The organism is Microbacterium sp. NPDC058062 (assembly GCF_042885375.1).
Classification (GTDB): Bacteria; Actinomycetota; Actinomycetes; order Actinomycetales; family Microbacteriaceae; genus Microbacterium; species Microbacterium trichothecenolyticum_C.
Genome location: NZ_JBHVSC010000002.1, coordinates 481,109 through 497,015 on the forward strand (window position 1 = coordinate 481,109; position 15,907 = coordinate 497,015).

The 15,907-nt window shown below is 64.8% G+C and carries 15 protein-coding genes and 2 pseudogenes; 4 read left to right on the forward strand and 13 right to left on the reverse strand.

The window, feature by feature from the left end; all coding sequences use genetic code 11:
• Window positions 1-110 precede the first annotated feature (110 nt).
• Window positions 111-311 carry a PfkB family carbohydrate kinase gene (locus ACFVSU_RS07020; protein WP_387140014.1) on the forward strand — a complete coding sequence of 67 codons (201 nt, stop codon included), beginning with the start codon at window positions 111-113 and terminating at the stop codon, window positions 309-311.
• Window positions 312-383: 72 nt separating this feature from the next.
• On the opposite strand, the gene ACFVSU_RS07025 is transcribed toward ACFVSU_RS07020, so the two are convergent.
• The 3 genes from ACFVSU_RS07025 to ACFVSU_RS07035 are packed head-to-tail and all read right to left on the reverse strand — an operon-like array spanning window position 384 to window position 2,996.
• Window positions 384-920, reverse strand: a complete 537-nt coding sequence (locus tag ACFVSU_RS07025; RefSeq protein ID WP_387141273.1) for a flavin reductase family protein — start codon at window positions 918-920, stop codon at window positions 384-386.
• Window positions 921-945: 25 nt separating this feature from the next.
• A complete protein-coding gene (locus ACFVSU_RS07030) occupies window positions 946-1,983 on the reverse strand; it encodes a methionine synthase (RefSeq protein WP_387140017.1) in 1,038 nt (345 codons plus the stop codon).
• Between the two features lie 20 nt (window positions 1,984-2,003).
• Window positions 2,004-2,996, reverse strand: coding sequence for a putative oxygenase MesX (locus tag ACFVSU_RS07035; RefSeq protein WP_387140020.1), 993 nt, complete (start codon window positions 2,994-2,996; stop codon window positions 2,004-2,006).
• A 124-nt stretch (window positions 2,997-3,120) separates the two neighbouring features.
• Between ACFVSU_RS07035 and ACFVSU_RS07040 the strand changes: the two genes are divergently transcribed.
• On the forward strand, window positions 3,121-4,062 hold the full coding sequence (locus tag ACFVSU_RS07040) for a LysR family transcriptional regulator (protein WP_387140023.1): 942 nt from the start codon (window positions 3,121-3,123) through the stop codon (window positions 4,060-4,062).
• 29 nt (window positions 4,063-4,091) lie between these two features.
• Here the strand turns inward: ACFVSU_RS07040 and purU are convergent, their stop codons facing one another.
• The 3 genes from purU to ACFVSU_RS07055 are packed head-to-tail and all read right to left on the reverse strand — an operon-like array spanning window position 4,092 to window position 7,382.
• Window positions 4,092-5,021 (reverse strand): formyltetrahydrofolate deformylase, encoded by a 930-nt coding sequence (gene purU / locus ACFVSU_RS07045; protein ID WP_387140026.1) that lies wholly within the window; start codon window positions 5,019-5,021, stop codon window positions 4,092-4,094.
• Entirely contained in the window at window positions 4,988-6,031 is a 1,044-nt protein-coding gene (locus tag ACFVSU_RS07050; protein WP_387140029.1) for a methylenetetrahydrofolate reductase, read from the reverse strand. The genes purU and ACFVSU_RS07050 overlap by 34 nt, the downstream gene beginning before the upstream one ends.
• Complete coding sequence (locus tag ACFVSU_RS07055; RefSeq protein ID WP_387140031.1) at window positions 6,015-7,382, reverse strand: aminomethyl transferase family protein; 1,368 nt, start codon at window positions 7,380-7,382, stop codon at window positions 6,015-6,017. The genes ACFVSU_RS07050 and ACFVSU_RS07055 overlap by 17 nt, the downstream gene beginning before the upstream one ends.
• 597 nt (window positions 7,383-7,979) lie before the next feature.
• Between ACFVSU_RS07055 and ACFVSU_RS07060 the strand changes: the two genes are divergently transcribed.
• On the forward strand, window positions 7,980-8,360 hold the full coding sequence (locus ACFVSU_RS07060) for an MmcQ/YjbR family DNA-binding protein (protein ID WP_387140034.1): 381 nt from the start codon (window positions 7,980-7,982) through the stop codon (window positions 8,358-8,360).
• A gap of 59 nt (window positions 8,361-8,419) precedes the next feature.
• Here ACFVSU_RS07060 and ppsA read toward each other — a convergent pair whose 3' ends face one another.
• From ppsA to ACFVSU_RS07075, 3 genes and pseudogenes are all read right to left on the reverse strand, one after another.
• Entirely contained in the window at window positions 8,420-10,804 is a 2,385-nt protein-coding gene (ppsA, locus tag ACFVSU_RS07065) for a phosphoenolpyruvate synthase (RefSeq protein WP_387140037.1), read from the reverse strand.
• A 47-nt stretch (window positions 10,805-10,851) separates the two neighbouring features.
• Window positions 10,852-11,736, reverse strand: a pseudogene (locus ACFVSU_RS07070) (pyruvate, water dikinase regulatory protein).
• A gap of 70 nt (window positions 11,737-11,806) precedes the next feature.
• Window positions 11,807-12,016 carry a hypothetical protein gene (locus ACFVSU_RS07075; protein WP_387140040.1) on the reverse strand — a complete coding sequence of 70 codons (210 nt, stop codon included), beginning with the start codon at window positions 12,014-12,016 and terminating at the stop codon, window positions 11,807-11,809.
• A 182-nt stretch (window positions 12,017-12,198) separates the two neighbouring features.
• On the opposite strand from ACFVSU_RS07075, the pseudogene ACFVSU_RS07080 reads away from it, so the two are divergent.
• Window positions 12,199-12,480 (forward strand): annotated as a pseudogene (locus ACFVSU_RS07080) (hypothetical protein); the annotation flags it as partial.
• A gap of 258 nt (window positions 12,481-12,738) precedes the next feature.
• On the opposite strand, the gene ACFVSU_RS07085 reads toward ACFVSU_RS07080, so the two are convergent.
• The 4 genes from ACFVSU_RS07085 to ACFVSU_RS07100 form a co-directional block, all read right to left on the reverse strand.
• Entirely contained in the window at window positions 12,739-13,761 is a 1,023-nt protein-coding gene (locus tag ACFVSU_RS07085) for an NAD(P)-dependent alcohol dehydrogenase (protein ID WP_387140042.1), read from the reverse strand.
• Window positions 13,762-13,881: 120 nt separating this feature from the next.
• Complete coding sequence (locus ACFVSU_RS07090; RefSeq protein ID WP_387140045.1) at window positions 13,882-14,460, reverse strand: TetR family transcriptional regulator; 579 nt, start codon at window positions 14,458-14,460, stop codon at window positions 13,882-13,884.
• Between the two features lie 489 nt (window positions 14,461-14,949).
• Window positions 14,950-15,327 carry a PfkB family carbohydrate kinase gene (locus tag ACFVSU_RS07095; RefSeq protein ID WP_387140048.1) on the reverse strand — a complete coding sequence of 126 codons (378 nt, stop codon included), beginning with the start codon at window positions 15,325-15,327 and terminating at the stop codon, window positions 14,950-14,952.
• Entirely contained in the window at window positions 15,324-15,851 is a 528-nt protein-coding gene (locus ACFVSU_RS07100; protein ID WP_387140052.1) for a hypothetical protein, read from the reverse strand. Before ACFVSU_RS07100 ends, ACFVSU_RS07095 begins: the two co-directional genes overlap by 4 nt.
• Window positions 15,852-15,907 lie beyond the last annotated feature (56 nt).

Genomic DNA, 15,907 nt, shown 5'->3' on the forward strand with positions numbered 1-15,907 from the left:
CGATGGCGACCTCATCGCCAATCTCTTCGCGCTCGGCCCGTCCACGATCGTAATCACGCGTGGCTGACACGGGATCGATGCGTACCCCTCGGCCGGGCGAACGCACGTCAATGCCCGTGCCTGTGGTCGACACTACGGGCGCAGGCGACGCTTGCACCGCCGGAATCACCGTCGCGCTCGCGGAGGGCACCGACCTCGATGTCGCCCTCGCCCTGGGCAACGCCGCCGGCGCTGTGGCGGTGCAGCGCGGGAACCGCTGGGGCCTTCGGTACTCGATCGGAGATCGACGCCCTGCAGCGGATGGCTGTTAAGCAGTGGTCCCCTCGCCGGGGCTCCCGCCGCCGCTGCCGGCGGGGCGGATTGCGGACAGGAAGCACCGCTTTTTAGTCTTCGAGGCGGGAGTGCTCGCCCAGGCGGTGCCACGTGCGGTTGTGGTAGACCAACGCGTCGCCGGGTTCGCCCGCGCGAACGTCGCGTTCGACGTGGGACTGCAGCGCGTGGGCGGCGATGACCGTGGAGGACCCGGCATCCATACGGTTGATGACAGCGCAGCGCACCCAGGCGCGGACGTCGCGGTACACCGGCTCCCCGGAGCTCAGGCGCGACCATCGGTGGCTCTGGGCGAAGCGGTCGATCCCGCCGGTCGCGCCCAGCTTCGCGATGTCGATGTCGTGCGCGTCCAGCAGGTGCACGACGACGGTCTCGGCCCGGGACAGCACGTCGGATGCCGAGGACTGCGCGGAGATCGAGAAGATCAGCAGCGGCGGTTCGGCGCTCACCGATGCGACGGACGTCGCCGTCAGCGCGACCGGCCCGTCACCCGCATCCGCCGTGATGACGGCGACACCGCCCGGGTGGCCACGGAAGAGCGCTTTGAGCTCGTCGGGCGAAAGGGATGAGGAGAAACGGTGCGCGGGCATTTCGATCTGCGCGTCGGTGCGGACCTCAGACGCGCGCAAGGGCCAGCTCCTCGCGGACGATGCGGGCCCCCGCGCTGAGGGCGCTCAACTTCCCCCGCGCCACGTCCCGCGGCAGCGGCGCCATCCCGCAGTTCGTGCTGGGGACGAGCTTGTCGGCGTCGACGTACGCGAGCGCATTCCGAAGGGTGCCGGCGACGTCCTCCGGGGTCTCGATGGCGGTGCTCGCCACGTCGATCGCGCCGAGCATGACCTTCTTGCCGCGGATGAGTTCGACGAGCTCCATCGGGACGTGGGAGTGGTGGCTCTCCAGCGAGACGACATCGATCGCGGACCGCTGCAGGAGCGGGAAGGTTTCCGCATACTGCCGCCACTCCGCACCGAGCGTGGCCTTCCAATCGGTGTTCGCCTTGATGCCGTAGCCGTAGCAGATGTGCACGACGGTTTCGGCCCGCAACCCCTCCGCCGCGCGCTCGAGGGTCGCGACACCCCAGTCCCGGACGTCGTCGAAGAACACGTTGAACGCCGGCTCATCGAACTGGATGATGTCGACTCCCGCGGCCTCGAGCTCTCTCGCCTCCTGATTGAGGATCGTCGCGAACTCCCACGCGAGCTTCTCGCGACCCTTGTAGTGGCGGTCGTACAGAGTGTCGATCATCGTCATGGGACCGGGGAGCGCCCACTTGATGGGCTGATCGGTCTGGGCACGCAAGAAGGCCGCGTCATCGACGAACACGGGCTTCTCGCGGCTGACGGCGCCGACGACGGTCGGCACGCTCGCGTCGTAGCGGTTGCGGATCCGGACCGTCTCACGCTGCTGGAAATCGACCCCGCTGAGGTGCTCGATGAAGGTCGTGACGAAGTGCTGACGGGTCTGCTCGCCGTCGCTGATGATCTCGATCCCGCTGCGTTGCTGCTCCTGGACGGCGATACGCAGCGCATCCTGCTTGCCCTCGATCAGTGCATCGCCCTCCAGCTTCCAGGGGGACCAGAGCGTCTCGGGCTGCGCGAGCCACGACGGCTTCGGCAGGCTGCCGACGATGGAGGTGGGCAGGAGCGGAGTCATGGCGGACGATCCTTCGGCGATCATGCGACGGGGGTCGGGTAGTCGGCGGCCCACTGCTCCAGGACTCTCCTGTGCGGTGTCATGAAGTGCTCCTCGGCGTACTTGCCCTGCTTCACCGCGAGCTGACTGCGCTCGACGCGGTCGTACGTGATCTGGGTCCGCGAGTAGTCATCGTGCTCCAGGCGCGGTCGGTAGACGGCGGCTGCGGCGGCACCGGCGTTGTAGATCTCCGGCCGATAGATCTTCTGGAACGTCTCCATCGTGCTGATCGTGCCGATCAGCTGCAGGGGCGAATAGTCGTTGAGCAGATCACCGCGGAAGTAGAACGCGAGCGGAGCGACGCTGCCGGGGGGCATGAAGTACCGGACCTGCAGGCCCATCTTCGAGAAGTACTCGTCGGTCAGCGAGAAGGCGTCTTGACGGTATTCGACCCCGAGGACCGGGTGGCGGGTTTCGGTCCGAGAATACGTTCTGCTCGTCGAGACACTGATGCAGATGACGGGGGGCAGAGGGAAGCGCTCGCGGTAGGCGACGGAGTCGAGGAAGTGCTGGAACAGCTTGCCGTGCAGCTCGCCGAAGTGCGTCGGCGTCGTGAAGCCGGTCGATCGCTCGTTGACGGCCGGCAGCAGCACGCTGAAGTCGAAATCGCGGACGTAGGACGAGAAGTTGTTCCCCACGATCCCGTGTCGGCGAACACCGGTGAGCTGGTCCACGATCTGGATGTCCAGCATCTCCAGTAGCGGGAACTCCGGCTCTTCGCTGTCGTCCGTCAGCTGCACGCCGACGGAGACGATGTCGAGTTCGAGGGTGTACCGCTCACGGTCCGGGTTGTCCCACGAAGCCAGCTCGTTGAACCGGCGGTCGATCATCGTCAGCGCATTGCGCAGATTCTGCTGACGCTGCTCCCCTCGCGCCAGATTGGCGAAATTCGTCGTGAGACGGGAACTGGTCGACGGGCAGTAGTCCGTGTCGAAGCGGGTGGTGGTGATGCGGAACGTGAAGGCGGTCGCCATGAGAGGGCCAATCCGGTGGCTGATCGGCCGGGCTCGGCCTTGCGGAGTCGATGCCTTCATCGTGCAGTTCGGGACGCCCCATCAGGTAACTCGTCCCCGCTATGCGTGGCTATAGGATCTGCCTATGGCTCGCGGATCGAACGGCATCACCCTCCAGCAGCTCGGGTACTTCATCGAGGTCGCGGCCGAAGGGTCCATCACCGGAGCCGCCGACCTGCTCTACGTCTCGCAGCCGACCATGTCCGCGGCGATGAAGGACCTGGAGTCCCGCGTGGGCCGGTCCTTGCTGGTGCGCTCCGCCCGTGGGGTCACGCTCACCGCCGACGGGGCGGAGTTCCTGGGGTACGCCAGGCAGGTGATCGAGCAGGTGTCGCTCCTCGAGCAGCGCTATCTCGGCCGGCCGCCGTCGCGCCGCCTGCTCGGGGTCTCGGCGCAGCACTATTCCTTCGTGGTGGAGGCGTTCGTCAGGATGGTGCGATCCAGCGGTGCGGCGGAGTACGAGTTCTCCCTCCGTGAGACCCGCACGTGGGACATCATCGAGGATGTCCGCACGCTCCGCAGCGAACTCGGGATCCTGTACCGGAACGACTTCAACCGGAACGTGATCGACAAGCTGCTGCGCGACTCCGGGCTCGCGTTCCGGCCGCTGTTCCTCGCCGAACCGCACATCTTCATCTCCCGCAAGAACCCTCTCGCCGCCCGGGACCTGGTCACCCTCGACGACCTCGCCGACGTGCCGCGGCTCACCTTCGACCAGGGAGCGAACAACTCGTTCTACTTCGCGGAGGAGATCCTCTCGACGCTCTCCAGCAGGCAGGAGATCCGGGTCTCCGATCGGGCAACGATCTTCAACTTGATGATCGGCCTCGACGGATACACGATCTCGACGGGCATCATCAGCGACGACCTCGATCCGGAGATCGTCGCCATCCCGCTCGAGGTGGACGAACGCATCGAGATCGGCTGGATCGGCCATTCCGCGATCCCGCTCACCGGGCAGGCGCAGCGCTACCTCGCCGAACTCCGATCCGTCGTGACGGGCTTCGGCGTGACGCTGCTGGATTGACTTGTCTGCCTTCCTTTCACGGTGAGGGGCTACGGGCGATCGGTGAAGACCACAGTGTGGTTGCCATGGCGGATGACTCGGTCCTCTGCGTGCCATTTCACGGCGCGGCCGAGCACCTCGCGTTCGACGAATGCCCCGCGAGCCTGCAGATCGGCAGCCGTCATCGCGTGATTCACTCGCGCGACGTCCTGCTCGATGATCGGACCCTCGTCCAGGTCCTTCGTGACGTAGTGGCTGGTGGCGCCGATGAGCTTGACGCCTCGTTCGTGGGCGTTGCGGTACGGCGCGGCGCCGATGAACGCCGGCAGGAACGAGTGATGGATATTGATGACCGGGACAGCCACATCGTCAAGAAACCCTTGGCTGATGATCTGCATGTAGCGCGCGAGCACGATGAAGTCGACGTTGCCCTGAACCAGTTCGAGAATCTTCGCTTCAGCCTCTGACTTATCCGGCCCCTGCGACGGAACGTGGAAGAACGGTATCCCGAAGCTCCGCGCATCGGAGGCGAGGTTGGCGTGGTTGCTGATCACCATCGGGATGGTGACGGGAAGCTCGCCGCGGCGATGCCGCCAAAGCAGCTCGAGGAGGCAGTGATCGGATGTGGACGCGAGGATCGCCATTCGCTTCGGAATCGACTGGTCGGTCAGTCGCCACTGCATCTGCAACGGGCCCAAGGTGGCGGCGACGTCTGCCTCGATGTCGGGAAGTGCCACCGCCAGATCCGGTCGATGGAACGTCACCCTCTGAAAGAAGGCTCCACCCTGAGGGTTGGACGAGTACTGGTCCAAGGTGACGATGTTCCCCCCATGTCGGGTGATCAGCGCGCTGACTTCTGCCACGACGCCGGGCTGATCCGGGCCGTTGACGATCAGGCACGCGTGGTCTCTAGGGAGTTCGGAGTTTGTGGGCACTGTCCGACTCCTTAGGATTCGACCGCGAGGAACTCGCGAGCCCATACCGAGGTCGCCCGCAGCCCACCGAAGGTGTAGAAGTGCAGGTTGATCGACCCATAGCTCACGCCGGCCGAAGAGTCGTTGAGCAGGAGAGCGAGATCGGTGACGAATCTGTCGGGACCGGCGGTGCCCAGAAGGTTGGTCAGCGAGAAGCCGTACTTCTGCACGATCATCGCGTTCGCCCCGATGCCGAAGCGTCGGGCGAATCCGATGAGCCGCTTGATGCCGGCAGGACCTGGAGTTCCGATGCGAATGGTGCTGCGGATGCCGCGAGTGCGCACGTCTTCGATCCATCCGAGCACCGGGTCGGTGTCGAATGCGAACTGGGTCAGAATCGTGGCGTTCAAGCCTTGTTGGGCCAGCGACGACGACTTCTCTTCCAATGCTCGCCAGAGAACCTCGTTCGGGATGTTCGGGTGCCCCTCCGGGTAGCCTGCGATCGAGACCTCTTTCACGCCGTAGTCCGGAAGCAGTCCGGTGCGGATCACGTCGTACGAGTCCTCATACGGACCCTCTGGGGTAGCCGGGTCCCCGCCGACGACGAACACATGCTCCGTGGCACCGACGTCCCGCAGCCGAGAGAGGAATTGCTCCAGCTGCGCGCGGGAAGCCAGGCGTCTGGCGGAGATGTGCGGGACGGCGACGAACCCGAGTTCGCGCACCGCCTTCGCCGCTGCGATGCGCATGTCGAGGTCTTCGTTGCCCAGGAACGTGATGTTGACCTTCGTCCTGGGCGGGATCGTGTCCTTCGCCTCGAGGAGGCCCGGCACGTCCTTGCCGGTCATTTCCAGCGAGAAAGCATCGATCAGCGATCGGACCGCTTCTGCGGTCGCGCTGGGGTCTGCCATGAGTGAGCTCTTCCGTTGAGTGAACTGCAGAAAGCGACGGCCGCCAGCGACAGACGCGAGATGCGAAACTGATTCCGGGTCAACCTCCGGGGCCGGGTCCCCCCTGTGGTGACCCGACCCGAACGGCGCCTCAGATAACCCTTGTCGGCTAGGACTGCGCGTCACCTCGGGTAACGGCGGGGACCTTGAGCCGCACCGTGCCCCTGACCTCCGTCTGGACGTGCGGTTGCGTCAACGGCTTTCCTGCCCCGCCGTCGTCTTCACCCCAGACCACGATGACTTCGGCTCCGTCTTCGGCATCCGCCTCATCGATCAAACCCAACGAGACCCAACTGCCGTTGCTGACTGTGTACCCGGTGTAGTACGACACGCCGACGAGTCGGTCTCCGATCATGACGCGATCAAGGTGCACTGCTTCCATCGAACCCGGCACATCCAGTTCGCGAGGGCGGTCCTCGGTCTTGAACAACGAGTCGGTGATGATCCGGCTCACGTCCTCGTTGTCCCACTCGATGAACACCTTTCGGCGGTGCGGCTTATCCTTCGACGCCTCAAGGGCTTCGCGCCCGATGAAGTCGTGGTCGAACTTCACGAGGTAGCCGTAGCCCAGGTCCCAAGGGGTCCAGTAGTAGTCCTCGATGTCGTCGGTGGTGAAGCTTCCGTTCAAGGAATCGAGACGTTCCGCGCTCGCTGCCGGGAAGCGCTCACGAAAGGGCTTCATCTTCTCGCCGGTGTAGATGGCCGGCAAAGGGCGCGCGAACCATCCGGACTCGGCGATGCTCGACCCATAGGCTCGGGCTCCTCCCCTGCGCAGTCCAAACTCTTTGCCGGCTTCGACAATCGCATTCACCACGAGGTCTGCGTCCTCGACGGGGCCCATCAACTCCAGGCCCTGCATCCGTCCGCGACCTCCGGCCATGCTGTGATTGAGCGCCCGAACGGTCCTTCCGGCGATCTTGAGCTCGCCCATATGGAAGAACTTGATCGGGTCGAGCGGGCTGCCCTGTGCTTTCTCGAGAACGTCCTGAACCGCCGGGCCTGTCATCTGGTATCGGTAGAGCTTGCGGTCGCGGATGTCCCTCGACCTGCCATCGACGGTCATCTCCACGTCGTACCCGCCGATTTCAGCTTGGTACTCCAGCCAGGCGCCCATGTGCGTGGGACCGACGACGAGGTGGTATTCGTCGTCCTCGAACGCGAAGAGGATGCCGTCCCCGATGAAGTACCCGTCGGGATTGACAGCGACGAATTGCTTCGCCATGCCGCGTCCGAAATCCGCGAAGCTGTTGATGCCGGTGTGAGTGAACAGGCGCTTCACATCGGGACCCGTGAAGACGAAGTCATGCATGTGGAGGGACTGATCAAACAGGATCGCGGTGTTCCTCCACGCCCACTGCTCGTCGTACCAGCCACCCCACTCGATCGGGTATTGGAAGTCCGCGCGCACCGCAGGTGCCGAACGCAGAAGTTCCACGGGATTCTTGACTTGCTTCAGTCGGTCCTCTAGCGAGATCATCTGTGTTTCCTTTCCTCGAGATCACATCGGGAGCAAGACCAGGCGCTGCTCAATCGGGTGTGCGATCGGATGAAGATTCGATCGTCGATAACGACGGCGCCTCGCAATGAAGTCGGAAGACGTAGACGCCCCATCGTCATCGGGCCGCATCGCCGAGAACGACGACGTGGCGAGTGTGGGCGAACGACCGGTCGCAGCGGACCGCCCCGAGTAGGCGCGGACGCGCGACGTGTTCAGCCATCTCCGACAATCCTCGACTTCTCTGTCCGGTTGATCGACCACCCTCACTGATCTGGAGAGATCAATGACTCCGAGTGAAACTTGAAACTGATTTCATAATCATAACTCACGACTGTATCGAACGGAAGCGTCGATTCCGTCTCCGGCTGGGACGGTCAGAAGGGCCTTCGATCGGAGCTCGTCGATGTCACCGCACATCTGGATCGGGGTCGCTTGCGCCGTGACGTCCGGCAAGGCGAGCCCTGAGGTCGAGCTTGGGCTGCCGTCAGAGGCACCGCGCGCTGCGCCCGCGAGGTTACGCCGGACGTCACATCCGCCTCGTACGGTGGTGGGTAAGCGATGCGAAAGGGAGCCGAGTTGGACGGAAAGACGATGCAGCGGCAAGCCGCAGACCGTACCGACCAACTCCCTCGTGCCGAGCTCACGCACCCGTTTGGAGTCGAATGGGACGTGTGGAAGGTGCGCGACAAGGTGTTCATGTTGCAGACAGAGGTCACGGGTGAGCCGCTCGTGATCCTCAAGGCCGAGCCCTCTGACGCCCGCGCACTACGACAGGTCTACGACGAGATCACGCCCGGCTACCACATGAACAAGCGGCACTGGATCACGCTCCACGCCGGCGAGCACCTCGAGCCGGACATGGTGGACGATCTCGTCACGGGCTCTTATCTGTTGGTAGTGAGCAAGCTTCCGAAAAGTCGCCAGCCCGTCGATCCCGAGACATTCGCCCAGAACTGACCGTGCATCGGTTGGCCTGAGATGCGACGACTGGTCAGGACATTGCTGCGTCCATTCCGTCACGCGTTGGCAGGCTGCCGCTTCGAAAGGCGGAGCCAGGTTTCTACGACCGTGTCCGGGTTGAGCGACATGGATTCGATGCCCTGTCCGACGAGCCAGTCCGCGAGGTCGGGGTGGTCGCTGGGGCCCTGCCCACAGATGCCCACGTACTTCCCCGCGCGAGCGCAGGCATCGATCGCCATCGTGAGCATCCGCAGCACAGCGGGGTCGCGCTCGTCGAACGTGGCGGCCACGAGGGCCGAGTCACGGTCCAGTCCGAGGGTGAGCTGAGTCATGTCGTTGGATCCGATGGAGAATCCGTCGAAGTACTCGAGGAACTCATCGGCGAGGACCGCGTTGGAGGGCAGTTCGCCCATCATGATCACACGCAATCCGTTCTCGCCACGGCGAAGCCCGTTCTCGGCGAGCAGGTCGATGACGGCGGCCGCTTCGCCGAGGGTGCGGACGAAGGGGACCATGATGGCGATGTTCGTCAGCCCCATCTCGTCGCGGACGAAGCGGAGTGCTTCGCATTCCATGTCGAAGCAGGCGCGGAAGTCCTCCGAGATGTACCGGGACGCCCCGCGGTAGCCGATCATCGGGTTCTCTTCGCGTGGCTCATACAGCTCGCCGCCGAGCAGGTTGGCGTACTCGTTGGACTTGAAGTCGGACAGCCTCACGATCACAGGCTCCGGCGCGAACGCCGCACCGAGCATCGACACGCCCTCCGCGACGCGCTTGACGAAGCAGTCCCGCGGCGATGCGTAGGCATTGATTCGTTCGGTGATCTCGTCGCGGAGCGGCGTCGAGAGCGTGTCGATCTCGAGGAGTGCGCGGGGGTGGATGCCGATCTGCCGGTTGATGACGAACTCGAGTCGAGCCAGTCCGACGCCACGGTTGGGGAGCTTCGAGAAGGAGAACGCCTGATCGGGTGTACCCACATTGAGCATGATCTTCACGGGGCTCTCAGGCATCGCATCAAGTTCCGTCACGATCTCGCTGAACTTCAGGATACCCGGGTAGACGAAACCGGTGTCCCCCTCAGCGCAAGACACGGTGACGGGCTGTCCGTCGGTCAGCACGCGCGTCGCGTCGCCGGCGCCGACGACCCCGGGGATGCCGAGTTCCCGCGCGATGATCGCAGCGTGACATGTGCGGCCGCCACGGTTGGTCACGATCGCCGACGCAAGCTTCACGATCGGCTCCCAATCGGGGTCGGTCATGTCGGCCACGAGAACATCGCGCTCGCGGAACTGATCCATCTGATCGATGAACTTCATCACTCGCACCGGACCTGCCCCGATCTTCTGGCCGATCGCCCGCCCATCCGCGACTGGAATGCCGGATTCTTCGAGCACGAAGCGGCGCATCACATTCCCGTCGACCCGCGAGACCACTGTCTCGGGGCGCGCCTGCAGGATGTACAGCTCCCCGTCGACGCCCTCTTTGCCCCATTCGACGTCCATCGGACGGCCGTAGTGCTCCTCGATTATCAGTGCCTGCCGGGCGAGCTCCTCCACCTCTGCCTCGGTGATGCTGAACCGGGCACGATCCGCCTCCGCGACATCCGTGAATACAGTGCTTCCACCGACGTGACGTCCGTGCGCGTAGACCATCTTCATGGCCTTCTCTCCGACCGACCGCTTCAGGATCGCCGGGCGACCTGCCCGCAGCGCGGGCTTGGAGACGTAGAACTCGTCAGGGATGACGGCGCCCTGCACGACAGCCTCGCCGAGCCCGTACGAGCTCGTGATGAACACCGCCTGGTCGAAACCGGACTCGGTGTCGACGGTGAAGAGAACCCCCGATGCGCCGATGTCGGACCGGACCATGCGCTGAACCCCCGCCGACAGAGCGACCTCGTGGTGGTCGAACCCATGGTGCACCCGGTAGGCGATCGCCCGGTCGTTGTAAAGCGAGGCGAACACGTGCCGGATCGCGAGCAGGATGTTCTGGATCCCGCTGATGTTCAGGAACGTCTCCTGCTGGCCGGCGAACGATGCGTCCGGCAAATCCTCGGCCGTCGCGCTGGAGCGCACGGCCCACGACACGAACTCGGGCTCCGGGTCGCCGGCGACCTGGCGGGCATAAGCTCTACGGACGTCATCCTCGAAGTCGGCCGGAAACGGCTGCGCCAGGATCCACTCCCGCACGGTGGCGCCGACACGAGCGAGCTCGGCGACGTCGGCAACGTCCAACGCTTCGACCGTGCGCCGGATGCGGTCGTACAGGCCGTCCGCCGATAGGAAGGCGCGGTAGGCATCCGCGGTCGTCGCGAACCCGCCCGGCACGCGGACGCCGGCATCCGACAGGTTCGACACCATCTCACCGAGCGAGGCGTTCTTGCCGCCGACCTGCGCGACGTCGGCCATGCCGACCTCGTTGTACCAAAGGATGTTCGTCATGAGGGGCTCCTGATCGGCGATCGTTTCGTGGTGAAGGTTTGGTCGGTTCAGCTGCGGAGGTGCATCGACTGCATGATGACGGCCGACATCTCCTCGACCGACTTCGTGGACGAGTTCAGGAACGGGACGCGGTTGCGTCGATACAGGTCCTCGGCCCGGCGCAGCTCGAGCGTGCACTGGGCAAGGCTCGAGTACACCGAGTTGGGACGCCGCTCGTGGCGGACCTGACTCAGCCGCAGTGGCGTCGTCGTCAGCCCGAAGCACTTCGCCTCGAACCGCTGCACGGTCCGCGGCAGATCATCCGTCGGGAAGTCGTCGTCCGTCAGCGGATAGTTGGCCACGAGGAGCCCATACTGCAGGGCGAGATACATAGTCGTCGGCGTCTTCCCGCACCGGGACGGGGCGATGATGATCACGTCGGCGATGTCCAGAGCGCGCCCACTCTGGCCGTCGTCGTGCTCGATCGCGTACTCGACCGCACGCATCCGCGCGAAGTAGCGCTCGATGTCACCGACGCCGTGATACTGCCCGAGCTGTTCGGAACGACTCGTCCCGAACGCCGCCTCCAACTCCGTGAGGTGCCCGCTCAGCAGATCGACTACGACCGCTCCAGGCACCTGCAGCGCGTCGAGGATCTCCGCCGATTTGACAGTTGTGAAGACGACCGGCCGCAAGCCGGACTGAATCGCTCGCTAGATCTCGCCGCCCACAGCACGGGCGCCACTCACGGAATCGACGAAGGGAATCGTGTGCCGCATGAACGGGAGGCCCGGGAAGTTCGCCAGGAGTGCGCTGCCGAGAGTCTCCGCGGTGATCCCCGTGCTGTCCGACACGAAGAAGGCGGCACGGCTCGTCGACGGAGCGCGAGCGTCCCCCGCTAGCACTCCCGCCCCCGAGCCGTCACGCTCATCCGCTGTGCTCCCTTTCGTCATCCCGCGCTCCGACGTTACGAAATGATTCAGGGGTGTTCTGGCCGTGGATGGACTTAAGATTTCCTTATCTTTACAGGAACGTAAGTGGGAGAGTCAGTCGAAGGGTGACTTTTCCCGCCGCGACCTCCAGCGTGGCGCGCTCGGGGACCACGCGGTGCGGGCGGTCGACGCCGTTGAATGCCGTCTTGCCGGCGCCGTTCGGCCCGATGACGGCGACGGTCTCGCCGACCGCCGCGGTGGGGTCGACGTCGCGCAACGCCTGCGTCCCCCCGAAGGACAAGCGGAGCCCCTTCGCTCGTAGCCTCGGCGTGGACCGCCCGTGGGGCGTCTCGCCGGCGCGTTCTTCGCCTGCGGCATGCATCGTCACATTGCTCAAGTGGCGATTCATTCTTGCGCACAGGTAAACTTTTGTTTCTAAATACAGATTCATGATGCGGCGGCGGTCGCCGCGGGAACGGCGGGGCCATCCTCCTGCTTGCCTCGGTTGCCGCCAAGGAGGCGCGGGTCGTTTACCTCCGCTACAAAGCCAGCAAGATCGCTGTGCTCCACATCATGTGGTACATGGCGAAGATCCTTGGACAGCACGGCATTTCCGTCAACACCAGCCGGCGGCTTCCCGATACTTGCGTAGGCTGTGCAACGAACGGGAGCCTTCTCGACTCCTGCTCCCGCATGCACGACGTCATTGCGTCCTCGCGATTACAAGTTCGGATTCTTGGTGCTGTGCCGGTGAATTTAGGCTGACCAGACAGATCAGACACGACGGAACCTAGCCGGCATCACGTGATCACCGACCAGCGCGTCAATCAACGGCGCGAACAGCCGACGCGTACACCCGCACGGGCGCGAACAGGCGACGCGCACGCCGACACGGGCGCGACAAGGTGACGGCACATACCGCTGTGCCGGCACCTCATCGGCGCAAGACGCTCGATGGAGGGGTCGAACCGTCCCACGCGTCGCCTGCCGCCGGTCGCCTGCCGCCGGTCGGCTCCGCCTGGCTCAGGGTACGAGGACTGCTCGTCCGGGGATCTGCCCGGTGGCGAGTCGGTTGAATACCTCGTTGATGTCGGCGAGGGGGTGCTGCTCGATCGTGGAGATCAGGCGACCGGAACGGGCCAGAGCGAGCACTTCTTCGAGTTCGTTGCGGGTACCCCAGTTGCTGGTCATCATCGCGGCGTCACTGGGCATGGAGAAGAACGAGAACGGGAAGCTGCCGCCGGCGAGCCCCACGAGCACGAACAGGCCGCCGCGCCCGACAGCACCGGTGCCGAGCGCCATTGTCGCGTCGATGCCGACGAAGTCGATCACGGCGGCCGCACCATCCTCGCCGGTGACCGCTTTGATCTGTTCTGCCGCGTCGGGGTCTCTGGGGTCGATGGTGACGTCGGCGCCGAGGTCGCGGGCATGCTCACGTTTCTGCTCGTCGGTGTCGACAACGATCACCGTCGCCGGAGAGAGAAGCTTCAGAAACTGGACTCCGTACTGCCCGAGCCCGCCGGCGCCGATCAGGATGGCGGTGGCCCCGGGGACCAGATACGGCAGCGTCTTCTTCACCGCCGAGTACGGGGTGAGGGCCGCGTCAGTCAGGGGTGCCGCGGTGACCGGGTCCAGCCCGCCCGCGCTGAGCAGTTCACGCACGGATGGCACGACCAGATATTCGGCGTATCCGCCCTCGGGTCCCATGCCGCCCCAAAGGAAGATGTTGCACAGCTGCTCTTTGCCGCCGAGGCAGAACCGGCAGTGTCCGCAGCCCCAGCCGCCGAACACGACGACCGCGTCACCGACCTCGAAGCCTTGTCCTTCGGCACCGGGTCCGAACGCTTCGATCCAGCCGGCGTTCTCGTGCCCGAGGGTGTGCGGGAGCGCCACCCCCTGCTGCTCCCCCGTCTTGATATGCAGATCCGAGTGGCACACCCCCGCACCGGCGACGCGGATGAGAACCTGCCCTGGCCCCGGGACGGGTACCGGGCGCTCCTCAATGACGAAATCCGCGCCGGCTTCGTTCAGTCGTGCTGCTTTCATAATGACTGTCCTTCTTTCGTTGAGCCGGCGACATGCCGGTCGTCTCGCTGTCGTCTCGCGCCCGGCGGGCGCTAGGGCGCGGCTGGATCGGTGCCGCCTCGAGGGCGACCCGCGAGTTCGTCATCGCCGTTGCAACACTGATGGAGTGAATTCGTCGAGGAGTTCGGCGTAAGTCGTGGCCGGGTCCGCGCCGGTGGTGACCATTACCTCGAGTGCGATGCGAATAGCGCTGGCGACAGCGGCGGCAGCGGCGCGAGCAGACAAAGAGTCTTCCGGAGCGCGGAGCCGCGGAGCGAGAATCGGCGCCACGGATCGCTCCCCATCATGGAGCTTGCGGAGGAAGACTGCCCACATTTCGCGATCGCCGAATACCAGCGGGAACAGCCTCCGCGTGCGGTCGGTGGCTGCGTCGAGGAGGCTGGCACTGAACGCTTCCCGCAGTACCGCCGCTAGTGGCCGGTCTTCGTCAGCCTCGGCGATGACATTGTTGGATCGTCGGATCATTGCATCGAACGTGGGGCCAACAGATTCAGCCTTGAACGGGAAGTAGCGATGAAAAGTGCGCTGGGAGATATCGGCTGCCGCCGCAAGCTCTGCAATCGTCACATCTACAGAACCGCGTGAGACGAATAGTTCGCAGCATCGGTCTGAGACACGGAGGCGTGAAAACTGCAGGTCTGGCTCGGCCGGAGTGCTCACGCAACCTACCGTACGACACAGTGGCAGAAACTGACAGTGACGTACCGCACGCGCCTAGGGTCGGTCAGTGAAGACCTGGACCACCTGACCTCAGAGCTGAGAACGAAGGCGCACAACTGACAGTATTGAGGGCTCGCACGACACTGAGCGCGCTCTTCCAGTACACGGTCCGCGAGCGCTTGCGCTCGAAGAACCCCGTGCGTGGCGTGCCGATGCCCGCGCGAGAGCAGCATCAAGATTCCGATGACGAGCTCGACCCACCCCCGATGAGCAGCTTGCGCAGATACTCGCCGCTCAGCGCGAATTGAACCCGAAGATGGCCGAAGTCAGCGAGTTCATCAGCCTCACCGCCTGCGGTGGCCCGAGCTACGCGCCGCGCGCGTGCACGACCTGCAAGATCTTCCCTACCCGGGACTTCGGATCAATCGCGCCCACTCGGATGGGTACGCGGAGAAGGGCACCAAGACCAGGAAGTCATGAACGGTGTCCCTAACTGCACGGGCGAACGAGATCGCTCGGCGTCACGCCGGTGAACGCCAACCGAGCGAGTACCTGTTTATGACCGCGACAGGCAAGCAGCTGAGGGGCAACGGCTTCCGTTGACACGACATAGAGCGACGGAGATGCGCCAGGGACCCTCTTGACATCTGCCGTCACCCCTTCCGCGTCCAGGAAGCCGAGCAACTCGCCGCTGAGCTGATCGTCTCCCGTCGCCGTGAGATACCGCACCTCGACGGCGCGACGTGAGAGGCGCGCGAGGTAGACCGCCGTGTTGCACGTGCCGCCGGCGAACGCGAGGTGGGCCGTCGATGGAGAGTTCCGGGTGAGTCCAATGAGGCACTCCCCCACTGCCAGCACGCGGGTCACGCTCCACGCCCTTCAGCGACCTGTGTCCGAAGCATGGAGATCGCCAGGTCAAGATCGGGGTGAGCGGTGAGATCGCTTCCAACCCCGACCGCGGCGGCCCCTGCACGGAGCCATGAGGCGACGTCGCCGACGCCGACGCCGCCGGTGGGCATGATCCGTGCGTGGGGAAGGATCGCCCTGAGTGTCTTGAGGTACTCCATTCCGCCGACGTGCGCGGGGAAGAGCTTGCAGATGCCGAACTCGGCTGCCTCCGCGACTTCACGTGGCGTGAACCCACAGCTGATCAGCCGAATACCGGCCGCGCGTGCCGTAGCACCCGTTCTAGGAACGTAAGCATCCGACGCCCGCGAACGACCGCGTCGCACGCTGACATCGCGACTTTGGCGTGGTCGGCAACAGGTCAACGGTCCGTCTTGCCGGCGCTGGGACGTGCGGGCGAGGTTCCGAAGGATCACCGAAACCGCGTACTGGCCTAGCGTCGGGTAGATCCGGCGACGCGTGGGTGCACTGAGTGCGCGTTCCACGCGGCTCGCTTCGCCTCGGCCGATCGGGGGATCAAGGCGATGACCCGAATATCGTC